This window comes from Agrococcus jenensis, assembly GCF_003752465.1.
Lineage (GTDB): Bacteria > Actinomycetota > Actinomycetes > Actinomycetales > Microbacteriaceae > Agrococcus > Agrococcus jenensis.
In genome coordinates this window covers 1413909-1431730 of record NZ_RKHJ01000001.1, presented here as the reverse complement: position 1 = coordinate 1431730, position 17822 = coordinate 1413909, and the positions used below count along the sequence as shown (strand labels likewise).

The window sequence follows — 17822 nt, the reverse complement described above, 5'->3', positions numbered from 1 at the left end:
CATGCCAGGTTTTCGACCGACGCGCAAGTGCTTTTCGGAGGCGGCGTGGTGGAACGGACGGATTCCGCCGAGATCGGTCGAGAAGCGCCTCGCTTGTGCCGCGGCGGCGGCGGATACGCTGGGGTCGACGAGACGAGGTCCCATGTCCATCCACCTCCGAGGAGCGAGCGCGAGCGAGCGCCAGCGCTACGGCGAGCTCGTCCGTCCTGCCCGCGTGCGGCAGGGTCTCAGCCAGAAAGCGCTCGCCGCGCTCGCGGACGTCGACCGCACGACCGTCAGCAACATCGAGCGCGGGTCCGGCGCGCCGCAGGAGGACGTGCTGCGTCGCCTCTTCGCCGCCCTGGGCCTCGCCACCGACGCGCAGCCGCAGGACCCCGACGTCGAGCTCTGGACGGCGGTGATGGCCGAGCTGCTGTCGAACGTGCCGCCGGACCGCCGGCACCTGGCCGCGGACGCCGCGATCGCGACCCTCGCGGCCCACGTCCGCGCAGGCGTGTCAGCGGGCGAGGCTACGGTGACCGCGATCGCAGACGCCGACGGCACCGAGGAGCACCTGCATGGACTTGCGGCGAGGCGCGGCAGCGCTCGCAGGGACGAGCCCCACGCTGACTGAGCTCGTCGCCCTGTGCCGCGAGGCGGGGGTCGAGATGCGAGTCGCGCGCCTGCCGCCGGACTGGCTCGGCGCCTATGACGACGCCGGTCGCCGCATCCTGCTGGCCCGCGGCCTCACGCCGGTCGAGCAGCGCTGCGTGCTGGCGCACGAGCTGGGTCACGCGCTGCACGGCCACGCCGGCGGCTCGGCGGCCGACGAGCGCGCCGCCGAGCGCTTCGCCGCCCGCGTCCTCATCGACCCCGCGGCGCTGCGCGCCGCATCCGCCTGGGCGCACGACGACCACGAGCTCGCCGACGAGCTCGGCGTCACGGTCGACGTCGTGCGCGACTACCGGGCGCTCCCCGGCAGCGCCGGGGCGTGCGTCAGCGCTCGGGGATCGGCATCGGCACGACCCCGAGCGGCGCGAGCTCCGCGGCGCCGCCGTCGAGCGCCGTGAGCACCCAGATGCCGCCGGTGTGCACGGCGACCGAGTGCTCCCACTGGCACGCGTCGGACCCGTCGGCGCTGCGCACGGTCCAGCCGTCGCCGTCGACGGTCGTCTCCGCGCCGCCGTCGTGGATGATCGGCTCGATCGCGACGCACAGGCCGGGCTTCACCGCGGGCCCGACGACCCGGGTGCGGTAGTTGAACACCGGCGGGTCCTCGTGCATGCGGGTGCCGATGCCGTGGCCGATGTAGTCCTCGTCGATGCGGAAGTCGCTGTTGGCGTCGATGTGGTCCTCGACCGCGGCGCCGACCTCGCCGAGCTGCCGCGCGCCCGCGAGCGCTGCGATCCCCGCCCAGAGGGCGCCGCGCGTGACCTCGCTGAGGCGCTCGCGCGCCGCGGTGCGCTCGGGATCGCCGCCGGGGACCACGACGCTGATCGCGGCGTCGCCGTGGAACCCGCCGATCGTCGCACCGCAGTCGACGGTGACGAGGTCGCCCGGCTCGAGCACGCGGTCACCGGGGATGCCGTGCACCACGACGTCGTTGACGTTGACGCACAGGGTGTGCTCGTAGCCCGGCTCGAGCTGGAAGTTCGGCACGGCGCCGTGCTCGCGGATGACGCGCTCGGCGATCCCGTCGAGCTCGAGCGTCGTGACGCCCGCCCGGATGGCCGACTCGACCGCCTGGAGGGCGAGCGCGGTGATCCTGCCCGGCTCGCGCATCGCGGCGAGCTCGCGGCGCGACTTGTAGGGGCCGCGTCCGCGCATCACGCCGTGATGCCGCGCTCGGCGAGCCCGGCGAGCACGCGCTCGGTCACCTCGTCGACGGGTCCGATCCCGTCGACCTCGACGACGAGGCCGCGCTCCTCGAAGATCGCCACGAGCGGCGCCGTCTCGCGCTCGTACACGTCGAGGCGGTGGCGGATGACCTCCTCGGAGTCGTCGCTGCGGCCCTGCAGCTCGGCACGGGCCAGCAGCCGGCGCACGACCTCGTCGGTGTCGGCGACCAGGCGCACGACGGCGTCGAGCTGCTCGCCGCGGTGGAGGTTGACCCCGTCGAGGAACTCGACCTGCCCTGCGGTGCGCGGGTAGCCGTCGAGCAGGTAGCCCTGCTCGGCGTCCGGCTGCGCGAGGCGGTCGTCGATGAGCTCGTTCGTGAGCTCGTCCGGCACGTACTCCCCCGCGTCGAGGATGGCCGTGACCCGCTGGCCGAGCTCGGTCTGCTCCTTGATGTTCTGCCGGAAGATGTCGCCGGTCGAGACCGCCGGCACCCGGAGCGCCTCGGCGATGCGTGCTGCCTGCGTGCCCTTGCCCGCACCGGGCGGGCCGACGATGAGGAGGTTCGGCATCTAGCGGATCAGCCCTTCGTAGTGGCGCTGCTGCAGCTGCGCGTCGATCTGGCGGACCGTCTCGAGGCCGACGCCGACGATGATGAGGATGGACGCGCCGCCGAACGGGAAGTTCTGGTTGGCCCCCACCGTGGCGAGCGCGATCAGCGGGATGAGCGCGACGAGGCCCAGGTACAGCGAGCCCGGGAACGTGATGCGCGTCAGCACGTAGTCGAGGTACTCGGCGGTCGGGCGGCCGGCGCGGATGCCCGGGATGAAGCCGCCGTACTTCTTCATGTTGTCGGCGACGTCCTCCGGGTTGAAGGTGATCGCGACGTAGAAGTAGGTGAAGCCGACGATGAGCAGGAAGAACACCAGCATGTAGAGCGGGTGGTCGCCGGTCGTGAAGTTCGCCTGCACCCACAGCACCCAGTCGGCGGGCGTGGTGCCGTCGGCGGGCATGTTGAACTGCGCGACGAGCGCCGGCAGGTAGAGCAGCGACGAGGCGAAGATGACGGGCACGACGCCGGCCATGTTGACCTTGATGGGGATGTAGGTGGACTGGCCGCCGTACATCCGCCGGCCCACCATGCGCTTCGCGTACTGCACCGGGATGCGCCGCTGCGACTGCTCGACGAAGACGACGAGGCCCATGATGAGGACGCCGACGAGCAGCACCATGATGAAGGTGTTGGGGCCCTGCGTCTCGAAGATGATGCCGAGGGCGCCGGGGAACGTCGCGGCGATCGACGTGAAGATGAGCAGCGACATGCCGTTGCCGATGCCGCGCTCGGTGACGAGCTCGCCGAGCCACATGATGAGGCCGGTGCCGGCGGTCATCGTGATGATCATGAGCGCGATCGACCACCAGGAGTCGTTCGTCAGCAGGTTCTGGCACTGCGGCAGCGACGGGCCGCCGGTGGACGAGAAGAGCGCACCGGAGCGGGCGACCGTGATGAGCGTGGTCGACTGCAGCACGCCGAGCGCGATGGTGAGATAGCGCGTGTACTGCGTGAGCTTCGCCTGGCCCGACTGGCCCTCCTTGTAGAGGGTCTCGAAGTGGGGGATGACGACGCGGAGCAGCTGCACGATGATCGACGCCGTGATGTACGGCATGATGCCCAGCGCGAAGATGCTCAGCTGCAGCAGCGCGCCGCCGGAGAACAGGTTGACGAGCTGGTACAGGCCGGTCGCGGTCTGGTTCGCGGCGATGCACGCCTGCACGTTGCTGTAGTCGACGAACGGCGCGGGGATGAACGACCCCAGCCGGAACACCGCCACGATGGCGAGCGTGAAGAGGATCTTCCGACGCAGGTCGCGCGTCTTGAAGATGCGTGCGATGGCACTGAACACGTGCAGCCTTCCGAGAATGGCAATCGGGGCGGCCCGCGCACGGACCGCCCCTCAGCCTACTTACTTGACGGAGCCGCCAGCGGCCACGATCTTCTGCTCTGCAGCAGCCGAGACCTTGTCGACGCTGATCGTCAGCGCGACCGACAGCTCGCCGCCGGCGAGCACCTTGACGAGCTCGTTCTTGCGGACGGCGCCCTTGGCGACCAGGTCGGCCACCGTCACGTCGCCGCCGGCGGGGAACAGCGACTGCAGCTGCCCGACGTTGACGACCTGGTACTCGGTGCGGAACGGGTTCTTGAAGCCGCGCAGCTTCGGAGCGCGCATGACGCTCGTCAGCTGGCCGCCCTCGAAGCCGGGGCGCACGGAGTAGCGGGCCTTGGTGCCCTTGGTGCCTCGACCGGCCGTCTTGCCCTTCGACGCCTCACCGCGACCGACGCGCGTGCGCGCCTTCTTCGCGCCCGGCGCGGGCCGGAGGTGGTGGACCTTGAGCGCCGGCAGCTCGGCCGACTCGTTCTTGTCAGTCATTCTCGATCTCCTCGACCTTGACGAGGTGCCGCACCGTGTTCACGTAGCCGCGGTTCTGCTGGGTGTCCTCGCGCTCGACCGACTGGCCGATGCGCTTGAGGCCCAGCGAGCGCAGCGTCTCGCGCTGGTACTGCTTCTCGCTGATCACAGACTTGATCTGCGTGATCTTCAGCTTGCTCACTTGGATGCCGCCTTCGCGATCTCGGCCTCGTGCTTGGTGTGCTCCGCCTCGGCGCGCAGCAGGCGAGCCGGGACGACGCGGTCCACGTCGAGGCCACGACGAGCAGCGACCGCACGGGGCTCCTCGAGGGCGCGCAGCGCAGCCACCGTCGCGTGGACGATGTTGATGGAGTTCGACGAGCCCAGCGACTTGCTCAGCACGTCGTGGATGCCGGCGCACTCGAGCACGGCGCGCACGGGGCCGCCCGCGATGACGCCGGTACCGGCGGCAGCGGGACGGAGCAGCACGACGCCGGCAGCGGCCTCGCCCTGCACCGGGTGCGGGATCGTGTTGGCGATGCGGGGGACGCGGAAGAAGTTCTTCTTCGCCTCCTCGACGCCCTTCGAGATGGCCGTGGGGACCTCGCGCGCCTTGCCGTAGCCGACGCCGACCATGCCGTCGCCGTCACCCACGACGACGAGCGCCGTGAAGCTGAAGCGGCGGCCGCCCTTGACGACCTTCGAGACGCGGTTGATCGTCACGACGCGCTCGAGGAACTGGTTCTCCGTGCGGTCGTCGCGACGGCCGCGCTCGTTGCGCGTGCCGCGATCGCGGCTGCCGCGCCGCTGCTCGCGGGGCTCGTCGCGGTGGTCCGACGACGTCGCGGCATCGGCGGCCGGGGCCGTCGCAGCCTGCGTGGTGTCCGTCACCTGCGTGTCCTTGTTCTCTTCGCTCACAGTCCCAGCCCTGCCTCTCGTGCGCCATCGGCGATGGCCGCGACGCGACCGGCGTAGCGGTTGCCACCTCGGTCGAACACGACAGACTCGACGCCTGCCGCCTTGGCGCGCTCGCCGACGAGCTCGCCGACGCGCTTGGCCTTCGCCGTCTTGTCGCCGTCGAACGCGCGGAGGTCAGCCTCCATGGTCGACGCGGACGCGACGGTGATGCCCTGCGAGTCGTCGACGACCTGCACGAACACGTGGCGTGCCGAGCGGGTGACGACGAGGCGCGGCATCGAGCCGGTGCCGACGATCTTCTTGCGGAGACGTGCGTGGCGACGACCGCGGGCAGCCGACTTGCTCTTGCCTCGGGTACCGATGCCCATCACTTACCAGCCTTTCCAGCCTTGCGGCGGATCTGCTCGCCCGCGTAGCGGACGCCCTTGCCCTTGTAGGGCTCGGGCTTGCGCAGCTTGCGGATGTTCGCAGCCACCTCGCCGACGGCCTGCTTCGAGATGCCGCTGACGGTGAGCTTGTTGTTGCCCTCGACCGCGAACGTGATGCCGGCGGGCGGCTCGACGTTGACGGGGTGCGAGAAGCCGAGCGCGAACTCGATGCCCGTGCCCTTGGCGGCGACGCGGTAGCCCGTGCCGACGACCTCGAGGGACTTCGAGTAGCCCTCGGTGACGCCGACGATGTCGTTGGCGATGAGGGTGCGGGTCAGGCCGTGGAGCGAGCGCGACTGGCGCTCGTCGTCCGGGCGCGTGACCTGGATCTGGCCGTCGGCGACCTCGACCTGGATCGGCTTCGCGATCGGGGTCTGCAGCTCGCCCTTCGGGCCCTTGACGGTGACGACGTCGTCGTGCACCGTGATCTCGACACCAGCGGGGATGTCGATGGGGAGTCGTCCGATTCGTGACATGTCAGCTCACCACACGTAGGCGAGGACTTCCCCGCCGACGCCCTTCTGCTCGGCCTCACGGTCCGTGAGGAGGCCCGAGCTCGTCGACAGGATGGCGACGCCGAGGCCGCCGTGGACCTGAGGGATCTCGGTCGAGCGTGCGTACACGCGGAGGCCGGGCTTCGAGACCCGCTTGAGGCCGGCGATCGCGCGCTCGCGGTTGCCGCCGTACTTGAGGCTGAGGGTCAGCGTCTTGCCGACGCGTGCATCCTCGACCTTCCAGGCCGAGATGAAGCCCTCGCGCTCGAGGATCTCGGCGATGCTCGCCTTGAGGGTCGACGACGGCAGCGTGACCTCGTCGTGCATCGCCGTGTTGGCGTTGCGCAGACGCGTCAGCATGTCGGCGACCGGATCGGTCATCGTCATGGGTGGTTCTCCGTTCTGGTTTCGCTGCCCGTTCCGCGGACAGCGACCTTGAAGCTGCTCGGCGCCGGCGGCGCCGATGGGGTCAGGAGTCGGTCTTGAAGGGGAAGCCGAGCGCCTTGAGCAGCGCGCGACCCTCGTCATCCGACTTCGCCGTCGTGACGACGGTGATGTCGAAACCGCGGACGCGGTCGATCTTGTCCTGGTCGATCTCGTGGAACACGGACTGCTCCTGGAGGCCGAAGGTGTAGTTGCCGTTGCCGTCGAACTGCTTCGGGCTCAGGCCGCGGAAGTCGCGGATGCGCGGGAGGGCGAGCGTCAGCAGACGGTCGAGGAACTCCCACATGCGGTCGCCGCGGAGGGTGACGTGCGCGCCGATCGGCATGCCGTCGCGCAGCTTGAACTGCGCGATCGACTTGCGAGCTGCGGTCACCATCGGCTTCTGCCCGGTGATGAGCGTGAGGTCGCGGATCGCGCCCTCGATCACCTTCGAGTCGCGCGCGGCCTCGCCGACACCCGTGTTGACGACGATCTTCGTCAGTCCGGGCACCTGCATGACGTTGCCGAAGCCGAACTCCTCGCGGAGCTGCGGCACGATCGTCTCGCGGTACTGCTGCTTGAGCCTGGGCAGGCGCACTGCGGTGTCAGTCATTGGTCTTGATCTCCTTGCCCGACTTCGTCGCCACGCGGATCTTCTGCGTGGTGGTGACGCCGTTCTTCTCGACCGACGTGACCTCGCGGCGCACGCGCGTGGGCTTCTTCGACTCGGGGTCGACGAGCGCCACGTTCGAGATGTGGATCGGGGCCTCGTGGGTCTCGATGCCACCCGTGCGGGTGCCGCGGTTGGTCTGGCCGACCTTGATGTGCTTGGTGACGAGGTTGACGCCCTCGACGATCACGCGGTTCTGCTCGCGCAGGACCTCGATCACGCGACCGGTCTTGCCCCGGTCGCCGCCGCGCGACTCGCGCGCGCCGGCGATGACGACGACGAGGTCGCCCTTCTTGATGCTGGCCATGGGTCAGATCACCTCCGGTGCGAGCGAGACGATCTTCATGAAGCGCTTGTCGCGGAGCTCGCGACCGACCGGACCGAAGATGCGCGTGCCGCGCGGGTCGCCGTCGTTCTTCAGGATGACTGCTGCGTTCTCGTCGAACTTGATGTAGGAGCCGTCGGGACGGCGGGTGGACTTCACGGTGCGGACGATGACGGCCTTGACCACATCGCCCTTCTTGACCGCACCACCGGGGATGGCGTCCTTGACCGTGGCGACGATCGTGTCGCCCAGTCCGGCGTAGCGGCGGCCGGAGCCGCCGAGCACGCGGATGGTCAGGAGCTGCTTGGCGCCGGTGTTGTCGGCGACCTTGACGCGGGATTCCTGCTGGATCATGTCTGGATCTCCTTCGAGGCCGAGGCCTACTTGGCCTTCTCGAGGATCTCGACGAGGCGCCAGCGCTTGGTGGCGCTCGTCGGACGGGTCTCTGCGATCAGGACGCGGTCGCCGATGCCGGCGGCGTTCTGCTCATCGTGCGCCTTGACCTTCGACGACTTGCGGAGCACCTTGCCGTACAGCGGGTGCTTGACGCGGTCCTCGACCTCGACGACGACGGTCTTCTCCATCTTGTCGGAGACGACGTAGCCGATGCGCGACTTGCGGTAGCCGCGCTGGGCGGCCTCGCCCGTGGGCTGCTCGGTGGCCATCACTGCTCCTCAGACTTCTCGGCCGCGTCGGCCGTGGTGGCCTCGTCGGCCTTCTTGGCCTCGTCGGCCTTCTTGGACTTCTTCTTGTCCGCTGCCTTCTCGACGGGCGCCGGGGAGGCGCTGATGCCGAGCTCGCGCTCGCGGATCACGGTGTAGAGCCGTGCGATGTCGCGCTTCACGGCGCGCAGGCGGCCGTGGGCGTCCAGCTGGCCGGTGGCCGACTGGAAGCGCAGGTTGAACAGCTCTTCCTTTGCCCGCTTCAGCTCGACGACGAGTCGCTCGTCGTCCATGGTTGCGAGCTCGGCGGGCATGAGCTCCTTGGAACCGATCGCCATTATGCGTCAGCCTCCTCGCGCTTGATGATGCGTGCCTTGAGCGGCAGCTTGTGGATGGCTCGCATCATCGCCTCGCGTGCGAGCTCCTCGTTGACGCCGGCGACCTCGAAGAGGACGCGGCCGGGCTTGACGTTCGCGACCCACCACTCGGGCGAGCCCTTGCCGGAACCCATGCGGGTCTCGGCGGGCTTCTTCGTGAGGGGGCGGTCCGGGTAGATGTTGATCCACACCTTGCCGCCGCGCTTGATGTGGCGCGTCATGGCGATACGTGCGGCTTCGATCTGACGGTTCGTGACGTAGGCAGGCGTGAGCGCCTGGATGCCGTAGTCGCCGAACGACACCTTGGTGCCACCGGTGGCCTGACCGCTGCGCTTCGGGTGGTGCTGCTTGCGGTGCTTGACTCGACGGGGAATCAGCATGGTTTACGCCTCCACTGGTGCGTCGCGACGGGGGCCGCGACGCTCGCGCTGCGGCTTCTGGTTCGCCTGCTCGCGAGCGAGCTCGCGGTTGGTGAGCTCACCGTTGTAGATCCAGACCTTCACACCGATGCGACCGAAGGTGGTCTTGGCCTCGTAGAAGCCGTAGTCGATGTTCGAGCGGAGCGTGTGCAGCGGGACGCGGCCCTCGCGGTACTGCTCGCTGCGGCTCATCTCGGCGCCGCCGAGGCGGCCGGAGACCTTGATCTTGACGCCCTTGGCGCCGGCGCGCTGCGCCGACTGCAGGCCCTTGCGCATCGCGCGGCGGAAGGCCACGCGAGCGCTGAGCTGCTCCGCGATGCCCTGCGCGACGAGCTGCGCCGAGGCCTCGGGGTTCTTGACCTCGAGGATGTTCAGCTGGATCTGCTTGCCGGTGAGCTTCTCGAGGTCGGCGCGGATGCGCTCGGCCTCGGCGCCGCGGCGGCCGATCACGATGCCCGGGCGGGCGGTGTGGATGTCGACGCGGACGCGGTCGCGGGTGCGCTCGATCTCGATGCGGGCGACGCCGGCGCGGTCGAGGCTCGTGGACAGCATCTTGCGGATGCGGATGTCCTCGGCCACGTAGTCGGCGTAGCGCTGCCCCGGCTTGGTCGACTCGGCGAACCAGCGCGACACGTGGTCGGTGGTGATGCCGAGGCGGAAGCCGTACGGGTTGACCTTCTGTCCCATTACTTCTCGTCCTCCGTGGTCGGCGTCGCGAGCACGACGGTGATGTGGCTCGTCCGCTTGTTGATGCGGAACGCGCGACCCTGTGCACGCGGCTGGAACCGCTTGAGCGTGGTGCCCTCGTCGACGAATGCGCGCGACACGTACAGGTCGGCGTCGTCGAGGAACTCGTTCGTCGCGTCGGCCTTGACCCGGGCGTTCGCCATCGCCGAGGCGACGAGCTTGTACACCGGCTCCGAGGCGCCCTGCGGGGCGAACTTCAGGATCGCGAGGGCTTCCTCGGCCTGCTTGCCGCGGATCATGTCGACGACACGGCGGGCCTTCTGAGGGGTCACGCGGATGTGACGAACGCGAGCGATCGACTCAACCATTGCCTTCTCCTTCTTCGCCGCCGCCTTAGCGGCGACGACCCTTCTTGTCGTCCTTCACGTGTCCACGGAAGGTGCGGGTGGGCGCGAACTCGCCCAGCTTGTGGCCGACCATCGTCTCGGTGACGAAGACCGGGATGTGCTTGCGACCGTCGTGCACGGCGATCGTGTGGCCGAGCATGGCCGGCACGATCATCGAGCGGCGCGACCACGTCTTGATGACGTTCTTGCTGCCGGCCTCGTTCTGGCGAACCACCTTGATGAGGAGGTGGTCGTCGACGAACGGACCCTTCTTGAGGCTGCGGGGCATCGGACTCTCCTACTAGCGCTTCTTCTTGCCGGTCGAGCGGCGGCGGACGATGAGCTTGTCGCTCGGCTTGTTCGGCCGGCGGGTGCGACCCTCGGACTGGCCCCACGGGCTGACGGGGTGGCGACCACCGCTCGTCTTGCCCTCGCCGCCACCGTGCGGGTGGTCGACCGGGTTCATCGCGACACCGCGGACGGTCGGACGGACGCCGAGCCAGCGCTTGCGACCGGCCTTGCCCCAGTTGATGTTCGACTGCTCGGCGTTGCCGACCTCGCCGATCGTGGCGCGGCAGCGCGCGTCGACGTTGCGGATCTCGCCCGACGGCAGGCGGAGCTGCGCGTAGGGACCGTCCTTGGCGACGAGTCGCACCGAGGCGCCGGCCGAGCGGGCCAGCTTGGCGCCGCCACCCGGACGGAGCTCGATCGCGTGGATGACCGTACCCGTGGGGATGTTGCGCAGCGGCAGGTTGTTGCCGGGCTTGATGTCGGCGCCTGCGCCCGACTCCACGATGTCGTCCTGCTTGAGCTTGTTCGGCGCGATGATGTAGCGCTTCGTGCCGTCCTCGAAGTGCAGGAGCGCGATGCGCGCCGTGCGGTTCGGGTCGTACTCGATGTGCGCGACGCGGGCGTTGACGCCGTCCTTGTCGTTGCGACGGAAGTCGATGACGCGGTACTGGCGCTTGTGACCGCCACCGATGTGACGGGTCGTGATGCGACCGCTGTTGTTGCGGCCGCCCGTCTTGGGGAGCGGGCGCAGCAGCGACTTCTCAGGCGTCGATCGGGTGATCTCAGCGAAGTCTGCGACGGATGAGCCGCGACGACCGGGGGTCGTCGGCTTGTACTTGCGAATGGCCATGGTCTTGTTCCTTCCGTCCCTAGCCGACAGTCGTGAAGATGTCGATCGAGCCGGACTTCAGCTTGACGATGGCGCGCTTGACGTCCTTGCGCTTGCCGGTGCCGAAGCGGGTACGGCGCGTCTTGCCGACGCGATTGAGGGTGTTGACGCGCTCCACCTTGACGCCGAAGATCTTCTCGATCGCGAGCTTGATCTCGGTCTTCGTGGCGCGCGGGTCCACCTCGAACGTGTAGCTGCCCATGTCGATCAGGGCGTAGCTCTTCTCCGACACGATCGGGCGGATGATGATGTCGCGAGGGTCCTTGTTGTAGCCGCTCATCGGTTCTCGTCCTTCTCTGCCTCATCGGCCTTCGGGGCCTTGGGGGACTTGGCGGCGACGAACGCCTCGTAGGCGGCCTTCGTGAAGACGAGGTCGTCGCTCACGAGCACGTCGTAGGCGTTGAGCTGGTCCCACGTGAGCACGTGCACCTCGGGGAGGTTGCGCACGGCGAGCGAGGCACCCTCCTCGGCGCGGTCGAGCACGATGAGGATGTTCTTCGCGACGCCGAGCGCTGCGAGCATCTCGACGGCGACGCGCGTCTTGGGCGTGCCGTCCGTGGCGAACGACTCGACGACGTGCAGGCGGCCACCGCGAGCGCGGTCCGACAGCGAGCCGAGGAGCGCGGCGGCGATCATCTTCTTGGGGGTGCGCTGCGAGTAGTCACGCGGCGTGGGTCCGTGGACGATGCCACCACCGGTCATCTGCGGGGCGCGGATCGAGCCCTGACGAGCGCGGCCGGTGCCCTTCTGCTTGAACGGCTTGCGGCCGGCGCCGGAGACCTCGCCACGACCCTTGGTCGAGTGCGTGCCCTGGCGTGCGGCAGCGAGCTGCGCGACGACGACCTGGTGGATGAGCGGAACGTTCGTCTGGACGTCGAAGATGCTCGCGGGCAGCTCGACCGAGCCTGCCTGCTTGCCCTCGGCGTCGACGATGGCGACCTGGGTGGTCATGCTCAGGCTCCCTTCACAGCGTTGCGGACGAACACGAGTCGGCCGCGGGCACCGGGGACGGCGCCCTTGACGAGCATGAGGCCCTGCTCGAGATCGATCGAGTGGACCGTGAGGTTGAGCACCGAGACGCGCTCGCCACCCATGCGGCCGGCCATGCGCATGCCGCGGAAGACGCGGCTGGGCGTGGACGAAGCACCGATCGAGCCGGGCTTGCGGTGGTTGCGGTGCGCACCGTGCGATGCGGAGACGCCGGCGAAGTTGTGGCGCTTCATGACACCGGCGAAGCCCTTGCCCTTCGACGTGCCGATGACGTCGACCTTCTGGCCGGCGGCGAACAGGTCGACGCTCAGCTCCTGGCCGAGCTCGAACACGTCGGCGTTGTCGGTGCGGACCTCGGTGAGGTGGCGGCGCGGCGTGACGCCGGCGGCCTGGAAGTGGCCGGCAGCGGGCTGGTTGACCTTGCGCGGGTCGATCTGGCCGGCGGCGATCTGGATGGCTGCGTAGCCGTCCTTCTCGGGCGTGCGGATCTGCGTGACCACGTTCGGCGTGATCTCGAGCACCGTGACGGGGACGAGCTTGTTCTGCTCATCCCAGACCTGGGTCATCCCGAGCTTCGTGCCGAGCAGGCCGCGAGTCGTCGTGATCTTCGACATTGCGTTCCTTAGAGCTTGATCTCGATGTTGACGTCAGCGGGCAGGTCGAGGCGCATGAGCGAGTCGACCGCCTTCGGCGTCGGGTCGATGATGTCGATGAGTCGCTTGTGCGTGCGCTTCTCGAAGTGCTCGCGGCTGTCCTTGTACTTGTGAGGAGACCGGATCACCACGACCACGTTCTTCTCGGTCGGGAGGGGCACCGGGCCCACAACCGTCGCGCCCGCACGGGTCACGGTGTCGACGATCTTGCGCGCCGAGGAGTCGATGACCTCGTGGTCGTACGACTTCAGTCGGATGCGGATCTTCTGTCCCGCCATGGCTGACTCTCTTCCTGTCGACGCAGCCTGGGAGGGCTGCTCGCAACGCACCTGTCGATGCACCGCTGTTCTTCTGTCAATGCCCGCGAGGGGCGCGCACCGTACCGAGCACGGACATGCCATGCTCGAGTTCGGCGAAGTTCTTCTGTGTCGGCTGCCCGCGGCCCAGGATCGTGATCGTCCTGTGCACTGCCAGGGCAGTGAGCGGCGTGAGACGCCGCGTTTGCAACCTGTCGATTCTCGCACGGATGCGGATGCTCGTGCAACCCGGGCGTGTCGCGCCGACTCGGCAGTGCTGGCGCGGCGGCCGCGGCTCGGGGATCGGTCCGCACCGTGGCCGGACATGCGGAGGGGCGGGGTTCGCACCCCGCCCCTCGGTCGTCCGCGCGCTAGTGGCGCGGTGCGTCGTCCTGCGGCTGCACCGTGGCAGCGTCTGCGTCGTCCTGCGGGAGCGCGGCGTCTGCGCCGCCCTGCCCGAGGAACCGGTCCGCGTGCTCCTGCACGGAGTCGGTGCGGTCGGCGAAGCGCCCGCCGCTGAGCCTGTCGAAGCCGTCGCCTGCGCCCTGGATGATCCGGTCGCTGGTCTGCTCGCCCTGCTCGCTGCTGAGCGCTTCCTTCGCCTTGTTCACGAGATCGCCGATGCCCATGCACGCCTCCTGCCTACGCTCGCGACGGTCGCGGCGTGAGGACACCGAACCACACGAGCCTCTGAGCCGCCAGTGCGCCGGCTCGGCGCATCACCACCGCCCGGCGTGGGGCGTCGGTACGCTCGCGGCATGTCGCCGACCCCTCCTACGCTCCCCGCCACGCTCGCGGCCACTCCCCTGCCCCACGACCCCCGCTGGCCGCGCGCGGGCGCGTGGCCCGCGCTCGACGACGGCGCCGAGCAGCTCGACGCGGTCGTCCTCGGCATCGGCACGCACGCGACCTCGCTCAGCCCCACCGGCGCGCACGCGACCCCGGCTGCGGTGCGGGAGGCGCTGCGGCGCTACTCGCCGCACGCGACGGGGGCGGCGGTCGACGCGCTGCGGGTGGCCGACGCCGGCGACGCGGTCGACCCGGACCGCGACGAGGATGCCGCGACCGCGCTCGTCGCGCGCGCTGCGGGCCGCGCGCGGCTCGTGATCGCGATCGGCGGCGACAACGCCGCCACCGTCCCCGCGGCGCTCGGCAGCTGGGGCGCGTCGATCGGCACCGCCGGCCTCATCACGATCGACGCCCACCACGACCTGCGCGACGGGCGCAGCAACGGCTCCCCCGTGCGCCGGCTGCTCGAGGCGGGGCTCGACGGGCGGCGCGTGGTGCAGCTGGGCATCCAGGACTTCGCGAACTCCGCCGAGTACGCGCAGCGCGCGCGGGACGCGGGCATCACGACGATCTCGCGCGACGAGCTCGAGCAGCAGCCGCTCGCGGCGATCGCGGTGCGAGCCGTGTCGATCGCCGCCGCCGCCGGCGGGCCGGTGCACCTCGACGTCGACGTCGACGCGTGCGACCGCTCGGTGGCGCCCGGCTGCCCGGCATCGACCCCCGGCGGGCTGAGCGCCTGGCAGCTGCGCACCCTCGTGCGGGCCATCGCCGGCCACGCGGCGGTGCGCTCGGTGGACCTCGCCGAGGTCGACGCGACCGCCGACGCCGAGGACGGCCGCACCGTGCGGCTCACGGCCCTGTGCGTGCTCGAGTCGCTCGCGGGCCTCGCGGGGCGAGCGGTCACAGCCCCCGCATCGTGAAGGCCGCCCGCACGGCCGCGCTCCCGGGCGGCACCGCGAGCGCGCGCACGAGCGCGAGCCTGGCCTCGAGCTCCGCCCGGCCAGCGGGCGCGCCCATCGCCATGTTCCAGGCAGCCCGCCGCATCGCGCGCTCGGCGGCGCGGCGGCGCCCGCGCTCGTAGGCGGCGAGCTCGTCGGCGGGCGCGGTCCCGCGGGCGAGCGCCCGGTCGAGCGCGAGCCCGTCGAGCCAGCCGAGGCTCATGCCCTGCCCGCCGATCGGGCTCACCTCGTGCGCGGCGTCGCCCACGAGCACGACCCGTCCGCGCACGAAGCGCTCCGCGAGGCGCTGGCGCGCGAGGAAGGCGCTCGTCGTGGCGTCGGCCGGCAGCAGCGGCGGCTCCGGCACGCGCTGGTCGAGGATGCGCTGCAGCTGCGCCGTCGTCATCCCCGGCTCGGGTGCGGCCAGCCGCGCGACCCAGCGCCGCTGCCCGCCGGGCATCGGGAACGACTCGACGATCCCGCCGGGCTCGAGGTGCAGCATCGCCGTCGCACCCGCGCGGGTGGTGTCCGGCGCGTCGGCCATGGCGTAGCCGCCGACGCCGCGGCGCGGCAGCATCCGGATGCCGAGCAGCTGCCGGGTCGTGCTGCGGATGCCGTCGGCCCCCACCGCCCAGCGCGCCCGGACGGCGCCGTCCCCGTGCGTCGCGAGGGCGACCCGCTCGCCGTCGTCGTCGAGCCCGGCCAGCTCGATGCCGGTGCGCAGCGCGCCCGGGGCGAGCGCGTCGAGCCGCTCGCGCAGCAGCGCCTCGGTGCGGTGCTGGGGCAGCGCGAGGATGGGCTGGCCGCCGAAGCGCACGCGGGCGAGCAGCCTGCCCCGGCTGAGCGCGACGCCCGAGCGGATCTCGGTCGCCTCGGCGCGGACCGCCCCGCCCACGCCCGCGGCGTCGAGCGCGGCGAGCCCGGGCGGGTGGATGCCGATCGCGCGCGACGCGGCCGACGGGTCGGTCCGCCGCTCGAGCACGACGACGTCCACCCCGCGCTGCGCGAGCAGGCACGCGAGGTGCAGCCCGACCGCGCCGCCGCCCACGATCGCGACGTCGTGGTCGCTCACGGGCGGGGCCGGACGGGCTGGGCCCGGACGAGCTCGAGCCGGAACGGCACGCCCCGCCGCACGCCCCAGCCCGGCGGCACCGCGGCCGCGAGCTCGGCGGGCGTGTGGCTGCGCCGGATGGACGTGAGGCCGTCCGCGCGGATGTACGTGCCGCGCAGCAGCGTCGGCTCGAACGGGAGCGTGCCGGCCGCGAAGCCCGCGTAGGCGAGCGGGGAGCGCGCGATGTCGGCGTGCACCGCGACGCCGCCCGGGGCGAGCAGCGCCTCCGAGTCGGCGAGCAGCGCACCGAGCTCGCGGGACGAGAGGTGGTGCAGCACGTGGTTCGACACGATCACGTCGAAGCGCTCGCCGTCGGCGACGAGGTCGCCCGTCGCCGCCTGCCGCAGCTCGAGGCCCGGCACCGCGGGCTGCGCCCGGGCGTAGGCGATCGCGCGGGGCTCCGGGTCGATCGCGACCACCTCGAGGGCGCCGCCGTCGCGCGCGGCCCAGTGCAGCATCCGGCGCGGCAGATCGGCACCCCCGGTGCCGACGTCGAGCAGCCGCACGGCGCGACCAGCGCGCAGGCGCGGGCGGATCCAGCGGCGGTAGATCGCGCGCCGGCCGGAGACGACGGCGTTCACGAGGTCGAAGCGCGCATAGGTGCGCGCGAGCATCGCCGGGTCGCAGTCCGGGTCGTCCATGAGCTCGCGCACGTCCTCGTCGCGCGCGCGCAGCCGTCCGAGCGGCACGGCGGGGCCGCTCAGCCTCGGACGGTGAGCAGCGCCGACTCGACCGTGAGGCCCGGGCCGAACGCCATCGCGGCGACGCGGTCGCCGTCGGCGGCGCCCGGGTCGCGCAGGATGCGGTCGAGCACGAAGAGCACCGTCGCGCTCGACATGTTGCCGAAGTCGCGCAGCGTCTCGCGCGCCGGCACGAGCTGCGACTCGGAGAGCGCGAGCGTCGACTCGACGTGGTCCAGGATGCTGCGCCCGCCGGGGTGGATGGCCCAGTGGTCGATCGCGCCGCCCACCGCACCGTCGTGCAGCGCGTCGACGAGCGGCGGCTCCGACTCGAGCAGCGGCTCGATGGCGCCGGTCACGTGCTCGCCGATGAGCGACGGGACCGCGTTCGACAGCACCATCTCGAAGCCGTGGTCGCCGATGCGCCACGCCATGGCGCCCTCGCCCTGCGGCGTCGTGCGCGTCGCGAAGGCCTCGAGCGCGAAGCCGCGCTCGCCGGGCTCGAGCTCGCGCGCGGTCACGATGCCTGCCCCCGCACCGTCGCCGAAGAGCGACGTCGCGACGATGGTGTCGGGGTCGTTCGACGTGCGCAGGTGCAGCGTGCACAGCTCGACGCTGACGACGAGCACGACCGCCTCGGGGTCGGCCTGGCACAGCTGCGTCGCGAGCCGCAGCGCGGGCATCGAGGCGTAGCACCCCATGAAGCCGAGGTGGTAGCGCTGCACGCCGGCGCGCAGGCCGAGGTCGCGCGCGATGACGAAGTCTGGCCCGGGCGCGTAGAACCCGGTGCACGAGACCGTGATGACGTGCGTGACGTCGGCGGCCTCGATGCCCGGCACCGCGGCGATGGCCGCACCGCCCGCCTCGACGTAGAGCCGGGAGGCGTGCTCGGCGTAGACGTCGTTGCGCAGCCGGGTGCCCGGGTCGAGCAGCAGGCCGCTCGCGCGGTCGTAGAAGGAGGGGTCCTCGGCGGGCGGGCCGTCGAGCGTCAGCTCCTCGAGCACGGTGTAGCGGCGCTCGATGCCCGAGAGCCCGAACGAGGTCGAGACGATGCGCTGCGCGAGCCGCGACAGCCCCGGCTGCGAGCCGAACACCTCCTGGACGTCGGTCTGCACGAGCTGCGTCGGCGGCACGGCCGTCGACAGTCCTCTGAGGCTCACGGTCATGTCGCGA

Annotated in this window: 30 protein-coding genes; 3 read left to right on the top strand and 27 right to left on the bottom strand. The window is 70.9% G+C overall.

The annotated features are described in order from the left end of the window. The first annotated feature begins 142 nt into the window (after nucleotides 1-142). On the top strand, nucleotides 143-613 hold the full coding sequence (locus EDD26_RS07095; RefSeq protein ID WP_170165562.1) for a helix-turn-helix domain-containing protein: 471 nt from the start codon (nucleotides 143-145) through the stop codon (nucleotides 611-613). Further along, complete coding sequence (locus EDD26_RS07090) at nucleotides 558-1049, top strand: ImmA/IrrE family metallo-endopeptidase (protein ID WP_123697065.1); 492 nt, start codon at nucleotides 558-560, stop codon at nucleotides 1047-1049. The genes EDD26_RS07095 and EDD26_RS07090 overlap by 56 nt, the downstream gene beginning before the upstream one ends. Here EDD26_RS07090 and map read toward each other — a convergent pair. From map to EDD26_RS06970, 24 genes are all read right to left on the bottom strand, one after another. After that, complete coding sequence (gene map / locus EDD26_RS07085; RefSeq protein WP_123698488.1) at nucleotides 976-1806, bottom strand: type I methionyl aminopeptidase; 831 nt, start codon at nucleotides 1804-1806, stop codon at nucleotides 976-978. The two genes, EDD26_RS07090 and map, sit on opposite strands and share 74 nt — an antisense overlap. Continuing rightward, on the bottom strand, nucleotides 1806-2387 hold the full coding sequence (locus tag EDD26_RS07080) for an adenylate kinase (protein WP_123697064.1): 582 nt from the start codon (nucleotides 2385-2387) through the stop codon (nucleotides 1806-1808). Before EDD26_RS07080 ends, map begins: the two co-directional genes overlap by 1 nt. Continuing rightward, nucleotides 2388-3719 carry a preprotein translocase subunit SecY gene (gene secY, locus EDD26_RS07075; protein WP_123697063.1) on the bottom strand — a complete coding sequence of 444 codons (1332 nt, stop codon included), beginning with the start codon at nucleotides 3717-3719 and terminating at the stop codon, nucleotides 2388-2390. A 60-nt stretch (nucleotides 3720-3779) separates the two neighbouring features. After that, on the bottom strand, nucleotides 3780-4244 hold the full coding sequence (gene rplO, locus EDD26_RS07070; RefSeq protein WP_123697062.1) for a 50S ribosomal protein L15: 465 nt from the start codon (nucleotides 4242-4244) through the stop codon (nucleotides 3780-3782). Then, nucleotides 4237-4425 (bottom strand): 50S ribosomal protein L30, encoded by a 189-nt coding sequence (rpmD, locus tag EDD26_RS07065; RefSeq protein WP_123697061.1) that lies wholly within the window; start codon nucleotides 4423-4425, stop codon nucleotides 4237-4239. Before rpmD ends, rplO begins: the two co-directional genes overlap by 8 nt. Continuing rightward, entirely contained in the window at nucleotides 4422-5141 is a 720-nt protein-coding gene (gene rpsE, locus EDD26_RS07060; protein ID WP_123697060.1) for a 30S ribosomal protein S5, read from the bottom strand. Before rpsE ends, rpmD begins: the two co-directional genes overlap by 4 nt. Next, nucleotides 5138-5509 (bottom strand): 50S ribosomal protein L18, encoded by a 372-nt coding sequence (rplR, locus tag EDD26_RS07055; RefSeq protein WP_123697059.1) that lies wholly within the window; start codon nucleotides 5507-5509, stop codon nucleotides 5138-5140. The genes rpsE and rplR overlap by 4 nt, the downstream gene beginning before the upstream one ends. Next, entirely contained in the window at nucleotides 5509-6045 is a 537-nt protein-coding gene (gene rplF / locus EDD26_RS07050) for a 50S ribosomal protein L6 (RefSeq protein ID WP_123697058.1), read from the bottom strand. Before rplF ends, rplR begins: the two co-directional genes overlap by 1 nt. Before the next feature lie 6 nt (nucleotides 6046-6051). Next, a complete protein-coding gene (rpsH, locus tag EDD26_RS07045) occupies nucleotides 6052-6450 on the bottom strand; it encodes a 30S ribosomal protein S8 (protein ID WP_123697057.1) in 399 nt (132 codons plus the stop codon). Nucleotides 6451-6532: 82 nt separating this feature from the next. Beyond that, nucleotides 6533-7099, bottom strand: coding sequence for a 50S ribosomal protein L5 (gene rplE / locus EDD26_RS07040; RefSeq protein WP_123697056.1), 567 nt, complete (start codon nucleotides 7097-7099; stop codon nucleotides 6533-6535). Continuing rightward, nucleotides 7092-7463, bottom strand: coding sequence for a 50S ribosomal protein L24 (gene rplX / locus EDD26_RS07035; RefSeq protein ID WP_123697055.1), 372 nt, complete (start codon nucleotides 7461-7463; stop codon nucleotides 7092-7094). Before rplX ends, rplE begins: the two co-directional genes overlap by 8 nt. Nucleotides 7464-7466: 3 nt before the next feature. Then, nucleotides 7467-7835, bottom strand: coding sequence for a 50S ribosomal protein L14 (rplN, locus tag EDD26_RS07030; RefSeq protein ID WP_123697054.1), 369 nt, complete (start codon nucleotides 7833-7835; stop codon nucleotides 7467-7469). 26 nt (nucleotides 7836-7861) lie between these two features. Next, a complete protein-coding gene (gene rpsQ, locus EDD26_RS07025) occupies nucleotides 7862-8146 on the bottom strand; it encodes a 30S ribosomal protein S17 (protein ID WP_123697053.1) in 285 nt (94 codons plus the stop codon). Then, the gene (rpmC, locus tag EDD26_RS07020; RefSeq protein WP_123697052.1) at nucleotides 8146-8481 is read right to left on the bottom strand and encodes a 50S ribosomal protein L29; all 336 of its coding nucleotides are present in this window, start codon (nucleotides 8479-8481) and stop codon (nucleotides 8146-8148) included. Before rpmC ends, rpsQ begins: the two co-directional genes overlap by 1 nt. Next, nucleotides 8481-8900, bottom strand: a complete 420-nt coding sequence (rplP, locus tag EDD26_RS07015; protein WP_123697051.1) for a 50S ribosomal protein L16 — start codon at nucleotides 8898-8900, stop codon at nucleotides 8481-8483. The genes rpmC and rplP overlap by 1 nt, the downstream gene beginning before the upstream one ends. Before the next feature lie 3 nt (nucleotides 8901-8903). Continuing rightward, on the bottom strand, nucleotides 8904-9626 hold the full coding sequence (gene rpsC, locus EDD26_RS07010; protein ID WP_123697050.1) for a 30S ribosomal protein S3: 723 nt from the start codon (nucleotides 9624-9626) through the stop codon (nucleotides 8904-8906). Beyond that, on the bottom strand, nucleotides 9626-9994 hold the full coding sequence (gene rplV / locus EDD26_RS07005; RefSeq protein ID WP_123697049.1) for a 50S ribosomal protein L22: 369 nt from the start codon (nucleotides 9992-9994) through the stop codon (nucleotides 9626-9628). The genes rpsC and rplV overlap by 1 nt, the downstream gene beginning before the upstream one ends. Before the next feature lie 25 nt (nucleotides 9995-10019). Next, complete coding sequence (rpsS, locus tag EDD26_RS07000) at nucleotides 10020-10301, bottom strand: 30S ribosomal protein S19 (protein ID WP_123697048.1); 282 nt, start codon at nucleotides 10299-10301, stop codon at nucleotides 10020-10022. A gap of 12 nt (nucleotides 10302-10313) precedes the next feature. Continuing rightward, nucleotides 10314-11153, bottom strand: a complete 840-nt coding sequence (gene rplB, locus EDD26_RS06995; protein ID WP_123697047.1) for a 50S ribosomal protein L2 — start codon at nucleotides 11151-11153, stop codon at nucleotides 10314-10316. 19 nt (nucleotides 11154-11172) lie between these two features. Beyond that, on the bottom strand, nucleotides 11173-11472 hold the full coding sequence (gene rplW, locus EDD26_RS06990) for a 50S ribosomal protein L23 (protein WP_123697046.1): 300 nt from the start codon (nucleotides 11470-11472) through the stop codon (nucleotides 11173-11175). After that, nucleotides 11469-12143, bottom strand: a complete 675-nt coding sequence (gene rplD / locus EDD26_RS06985; RefSeq protein WP_123697045.1) for a 50S ribosomal protein L4 — start codon at nucleotides 12141-12143, stop codon at nucleotides 11469-11471. The genes rplW and rplD overlap by 4 nt, the downstream gene beginning before the upstream one ends. Nucleotides 12144-12145: 2 nt before the next feature. Next, complete coding sequence (gene rplC / locus EDD26_RS06980; protein WP_123697044.1) at nucleotides 12146-12796, bottom strand: 50S ribosomal protein L3; 651 nt, start codon at nucleotides 12794-12796, stop codon at nucleotides 12146-12148. An 8-nt stretch (nucleotides 12797-12804) separates the two neighbouring features. Further along, on the bottom strand, nucleotides 12805-13113 hold the full coding sequence (gene rpsJ, locus EDD26_RS06975; protein WP_021010896.1) for a 30S ribosomal protein S10: 309 nt from the start codon (nucleotides 13111-13113) through the stop codon (nucleotides 12805-12807). A gap of 389 nt (nucleotides 13114-13502) precedes the next feature. Further along, nucleotides 13503-13760 (bottom strand): Rv0909 family putative TA system antitoxin, encoded by a 258-nt coding sequence (locus tag EDD26_RS06970; protein ID WP_123697043.1) that lies wholly within the window; start codon nucleotides 13758-13760, stop codon nucleotides 13503-13505. Between the two features lie 129 nt (nucleotides 13761-13889). Here EDD26_RS06970 and EDD26_RS06965 point away from each other — a divergent pair, with 129 nt between their 5' ends. Next, nucleotides 13890-14840 (top strand): arginase family protein, encoded by a 951-nt coding sequence (locus EDD26_RS06965; RefSeq protein ID WP_123697042.1) that lies wholly within the window; start codon nucleotides 13890-13892, stop codon nucleotides 14838-14840. On the opposite strand, the gene EDD26_RS06960 is transcribed toward EDD26_RS06965, so the two are convergent. From EDD26_RS06960 to EDD26_RS06950, 3 genes are read right to left on the bottom strand one after another with little or no spacing between them, the layout of a single operon-like run. Further along, complete coding sequence (locus EDD26_RS06960; RefSeq protein WP_170165561.1) at nucleotides 14821-15930, bottom strand: FAD-dependent oxidoreductase; 1110 nt, start codon at nucleotides 15928-15930, stop codon at nucleotides 14821-14823. The genes EDD26_RS06965 and EDD26_RS06960 overlap by 20 nt on opposite strands. Further along, complete coding sequence (locus tag EDD26_RS06955; protein ID WP_123697041.1) at nucleotides 15927-16658, bottom strand: methyltransferase domain-containing protein; 732 nt, start codon at nucleotides 16656-16658, stop codon at nucleotides 15927-15929. Before EDD26_RS06955 ends, EDD26_RS06960 begins: the two co-directional genes overlap by 4 nt. 11 nt (nucleotides 16659-16669) lie before the next feature. Further along, nucleotides 16670-17815: a type III polyketide synthase gene (locus tag EDD26_RS06950; protein ID WP_123697040.1), complete on the bottom strand. Its 1146-nt coding sequence runs from the start codon at nucleotides 17813-17815 to the stop codon at nucleotides 16670-16672. Nucleotides 17816-17822 lie beyond the last annotated feature (7 nt).

What these genes read in the sequence shown, in the direction of transcription:
- EDD26_RS07095 (WP_170165562.1), top strand. Translation starts at nt 143, where the DNA reads ATGTCCATCCACCTCCGAGGAGCGAGCGCGAGCGAGCGCCAGCGCTAC.
- EDD26_RS07090 (WP_123697065.1), top strand. Translation starts at nt 558, where the DNA reads ATGGACTTGCGGCGAGGCGCGGCAGCGCTCGCAGGGACGAGCCCCACG.
- map (WP_123698488.1), bottom strand. Translation starts at nt 1,806, where the DNA reads ATGCGCGGACGCGGCCCCTACAAGTCGCGCCGCGAGCTCGCCGCGATG.
- EDD26_RS07080 (WP_123697064.1), bottom strand. Translation starts at nt 2,387, where the DNA reads ATGCCGAACCTCCTCATCGTCGGCCCGCCCGGTGCGGGCAAGGGCACG.
- rplO (WP_123697062.1), bottom strand. Translation starts at nt 4,244, where the DNA reads ATGACTGACAAGAACGAGTCGGCCGAGCTGCCGGCGCTCAAGGTCCAC.
- rplR (WP_123697059.1), bottom strand. Translation starts at nt 5,509, where the DNA reads ATGGGCATCGGTACCCGAGGCAAGAGCAAGTCGGCTGCCCGCGGTCGT.
- rplF (WP_123697058.1), bottom strand. Translation starts at nt 6,045, where the DNA reads ATGTCACGAATCGGACGACTCCCCATCGACATCCCCGCTGGTGTCGAG.
- rpsH (WP_123697057.1), bottom strand. Translation starts at nt 6,450, where the DNA reads ATGACGATGACCGATCCGGTCGCCGACATGCTGACGCGTCTGCGCAAC.
- rplE (WP_123697056.1), bottom strand. Translation starts at nt 7,099, where the DNA reads ATGACTGACACCGCAGTGCGCCTGCCCAGGCTCAAGCAGCAGTACCGC.
- rplX (WP_123697055.1), bottom strand. Translation starts at nt 7,463, where the DNA reads ATGGCCAGCATCAAGAAGGGCGACCTCGTCGTCGTCATCGCCGGCGCG.
- rplN (WP_123697054.1), bottom strand. Translation starts at nt 7,835, where the DNA reads ATGATCCAGCAGGAATCCCGCGTCAAGGTCGCCGACAACACCGGCGCC.
- rpsQ (WP_123697053.1), bottom strand. Translation starts at nt 8,146, where the DNA reads ATGGCCACCGAGCAGCCCACGGGCGAGGCCGCCCAGCGCGGCTACCGC.
- rpmC (WP_123697052.1), bottom strand. Translation starts at nt 8,481, where the DNA reads ATGGCGATCGGTTCCAAGGAGCTCATGCCCGCCGAGCTCGCAACCATG.
- rplP (WP_123697051.1), bottom strand. Translation starts at nt 8,900, where the DNA reads ATGCTGATTCCCCGTCGAGTCAAGCACCGCAAGCAGCACCACCCGAAG.
- rpsC (WP_123697050.1), bottom strand. Translation starts at nt 9,626, where the DNA reads ATGGGACAGAAGGTCAACCCGTACGGCTTCCGCCTCGGCATCACCACC.
- rplV (WP_123697049.1), bottom strand. Translation starts at nt 9,994, where the DNA reads ATGGTTGAGTCGATCGCTCGCGTTCGTCACATCCGCGTGACCCCTCAG.
- rpsS (WP_123697048.1), bottom strand. Translation starts at nt 10,301, where the DNA reads ATGCCCCGCAGCCTCAAGAAGGGTCCGTTCGTCGACGACCACCTCCTC.
- rplB (WP_123697047.1), bottom strand. Translation starts at nt 11,153, where the DNA reads ATGGCCATTCGCAAGTACAAGCCGACGACCCCCGGTCGTCGCGGCTCA.
- rplW (WP_123697046.1), bottom strand. Translation starts at nt 11,472, where the DNA reads ATGAGCGGCTACAACAAGGACCCTCGCGACATCATCATCCGCCCGATC.
- rplD (WP_123697045.1), bottom strand. Translation starts at nt 12,143, where the DNA reads ATGACCACCCAGGTCGCCATCGTCGACGCCGAGGGCAAGCAGGCAGGC.
- rplC (WP_123697044.1), bottom strand. Translation starts at nt 12,796, where the DNA reads ATGTCGAAGATCACGACGACTCGCGGCCTGCTCGGCACGAAGCTCGGG.
- rpsJ (WP_021010896.1), bottom strand. Translation starts at nt 13,113, where the DNA reads ATGGCGGGACAGAAGATCCGCATCCGACTGAAGTCGTACGACCACGAG.
- EDD26_RS06970 (WP_123697043.1), bottom strand. Translation starts at nt 13,760, where the DNA reads ATGGGCATCGGCGATCTCGTGAACAAGGCGAAGGAAGCGCTCAGCAGC.
- EDD26_RS06965 (WP_123697042.1), top strand. Translation starts at nt 13,890, where the DNA reads ATGTCGCCGACCCCTCCTACGCTCCCCGCCACGCTCGCGGCCACTCCC.
- EDD26_RS06950 (WP_123697040.1), bottom strand. Translation starts at nt 17,815, where the DNA reads ATGACCGTGAGCCTCAGAGGACTGTCGACGGCCGTGCCGCCGACGCAG.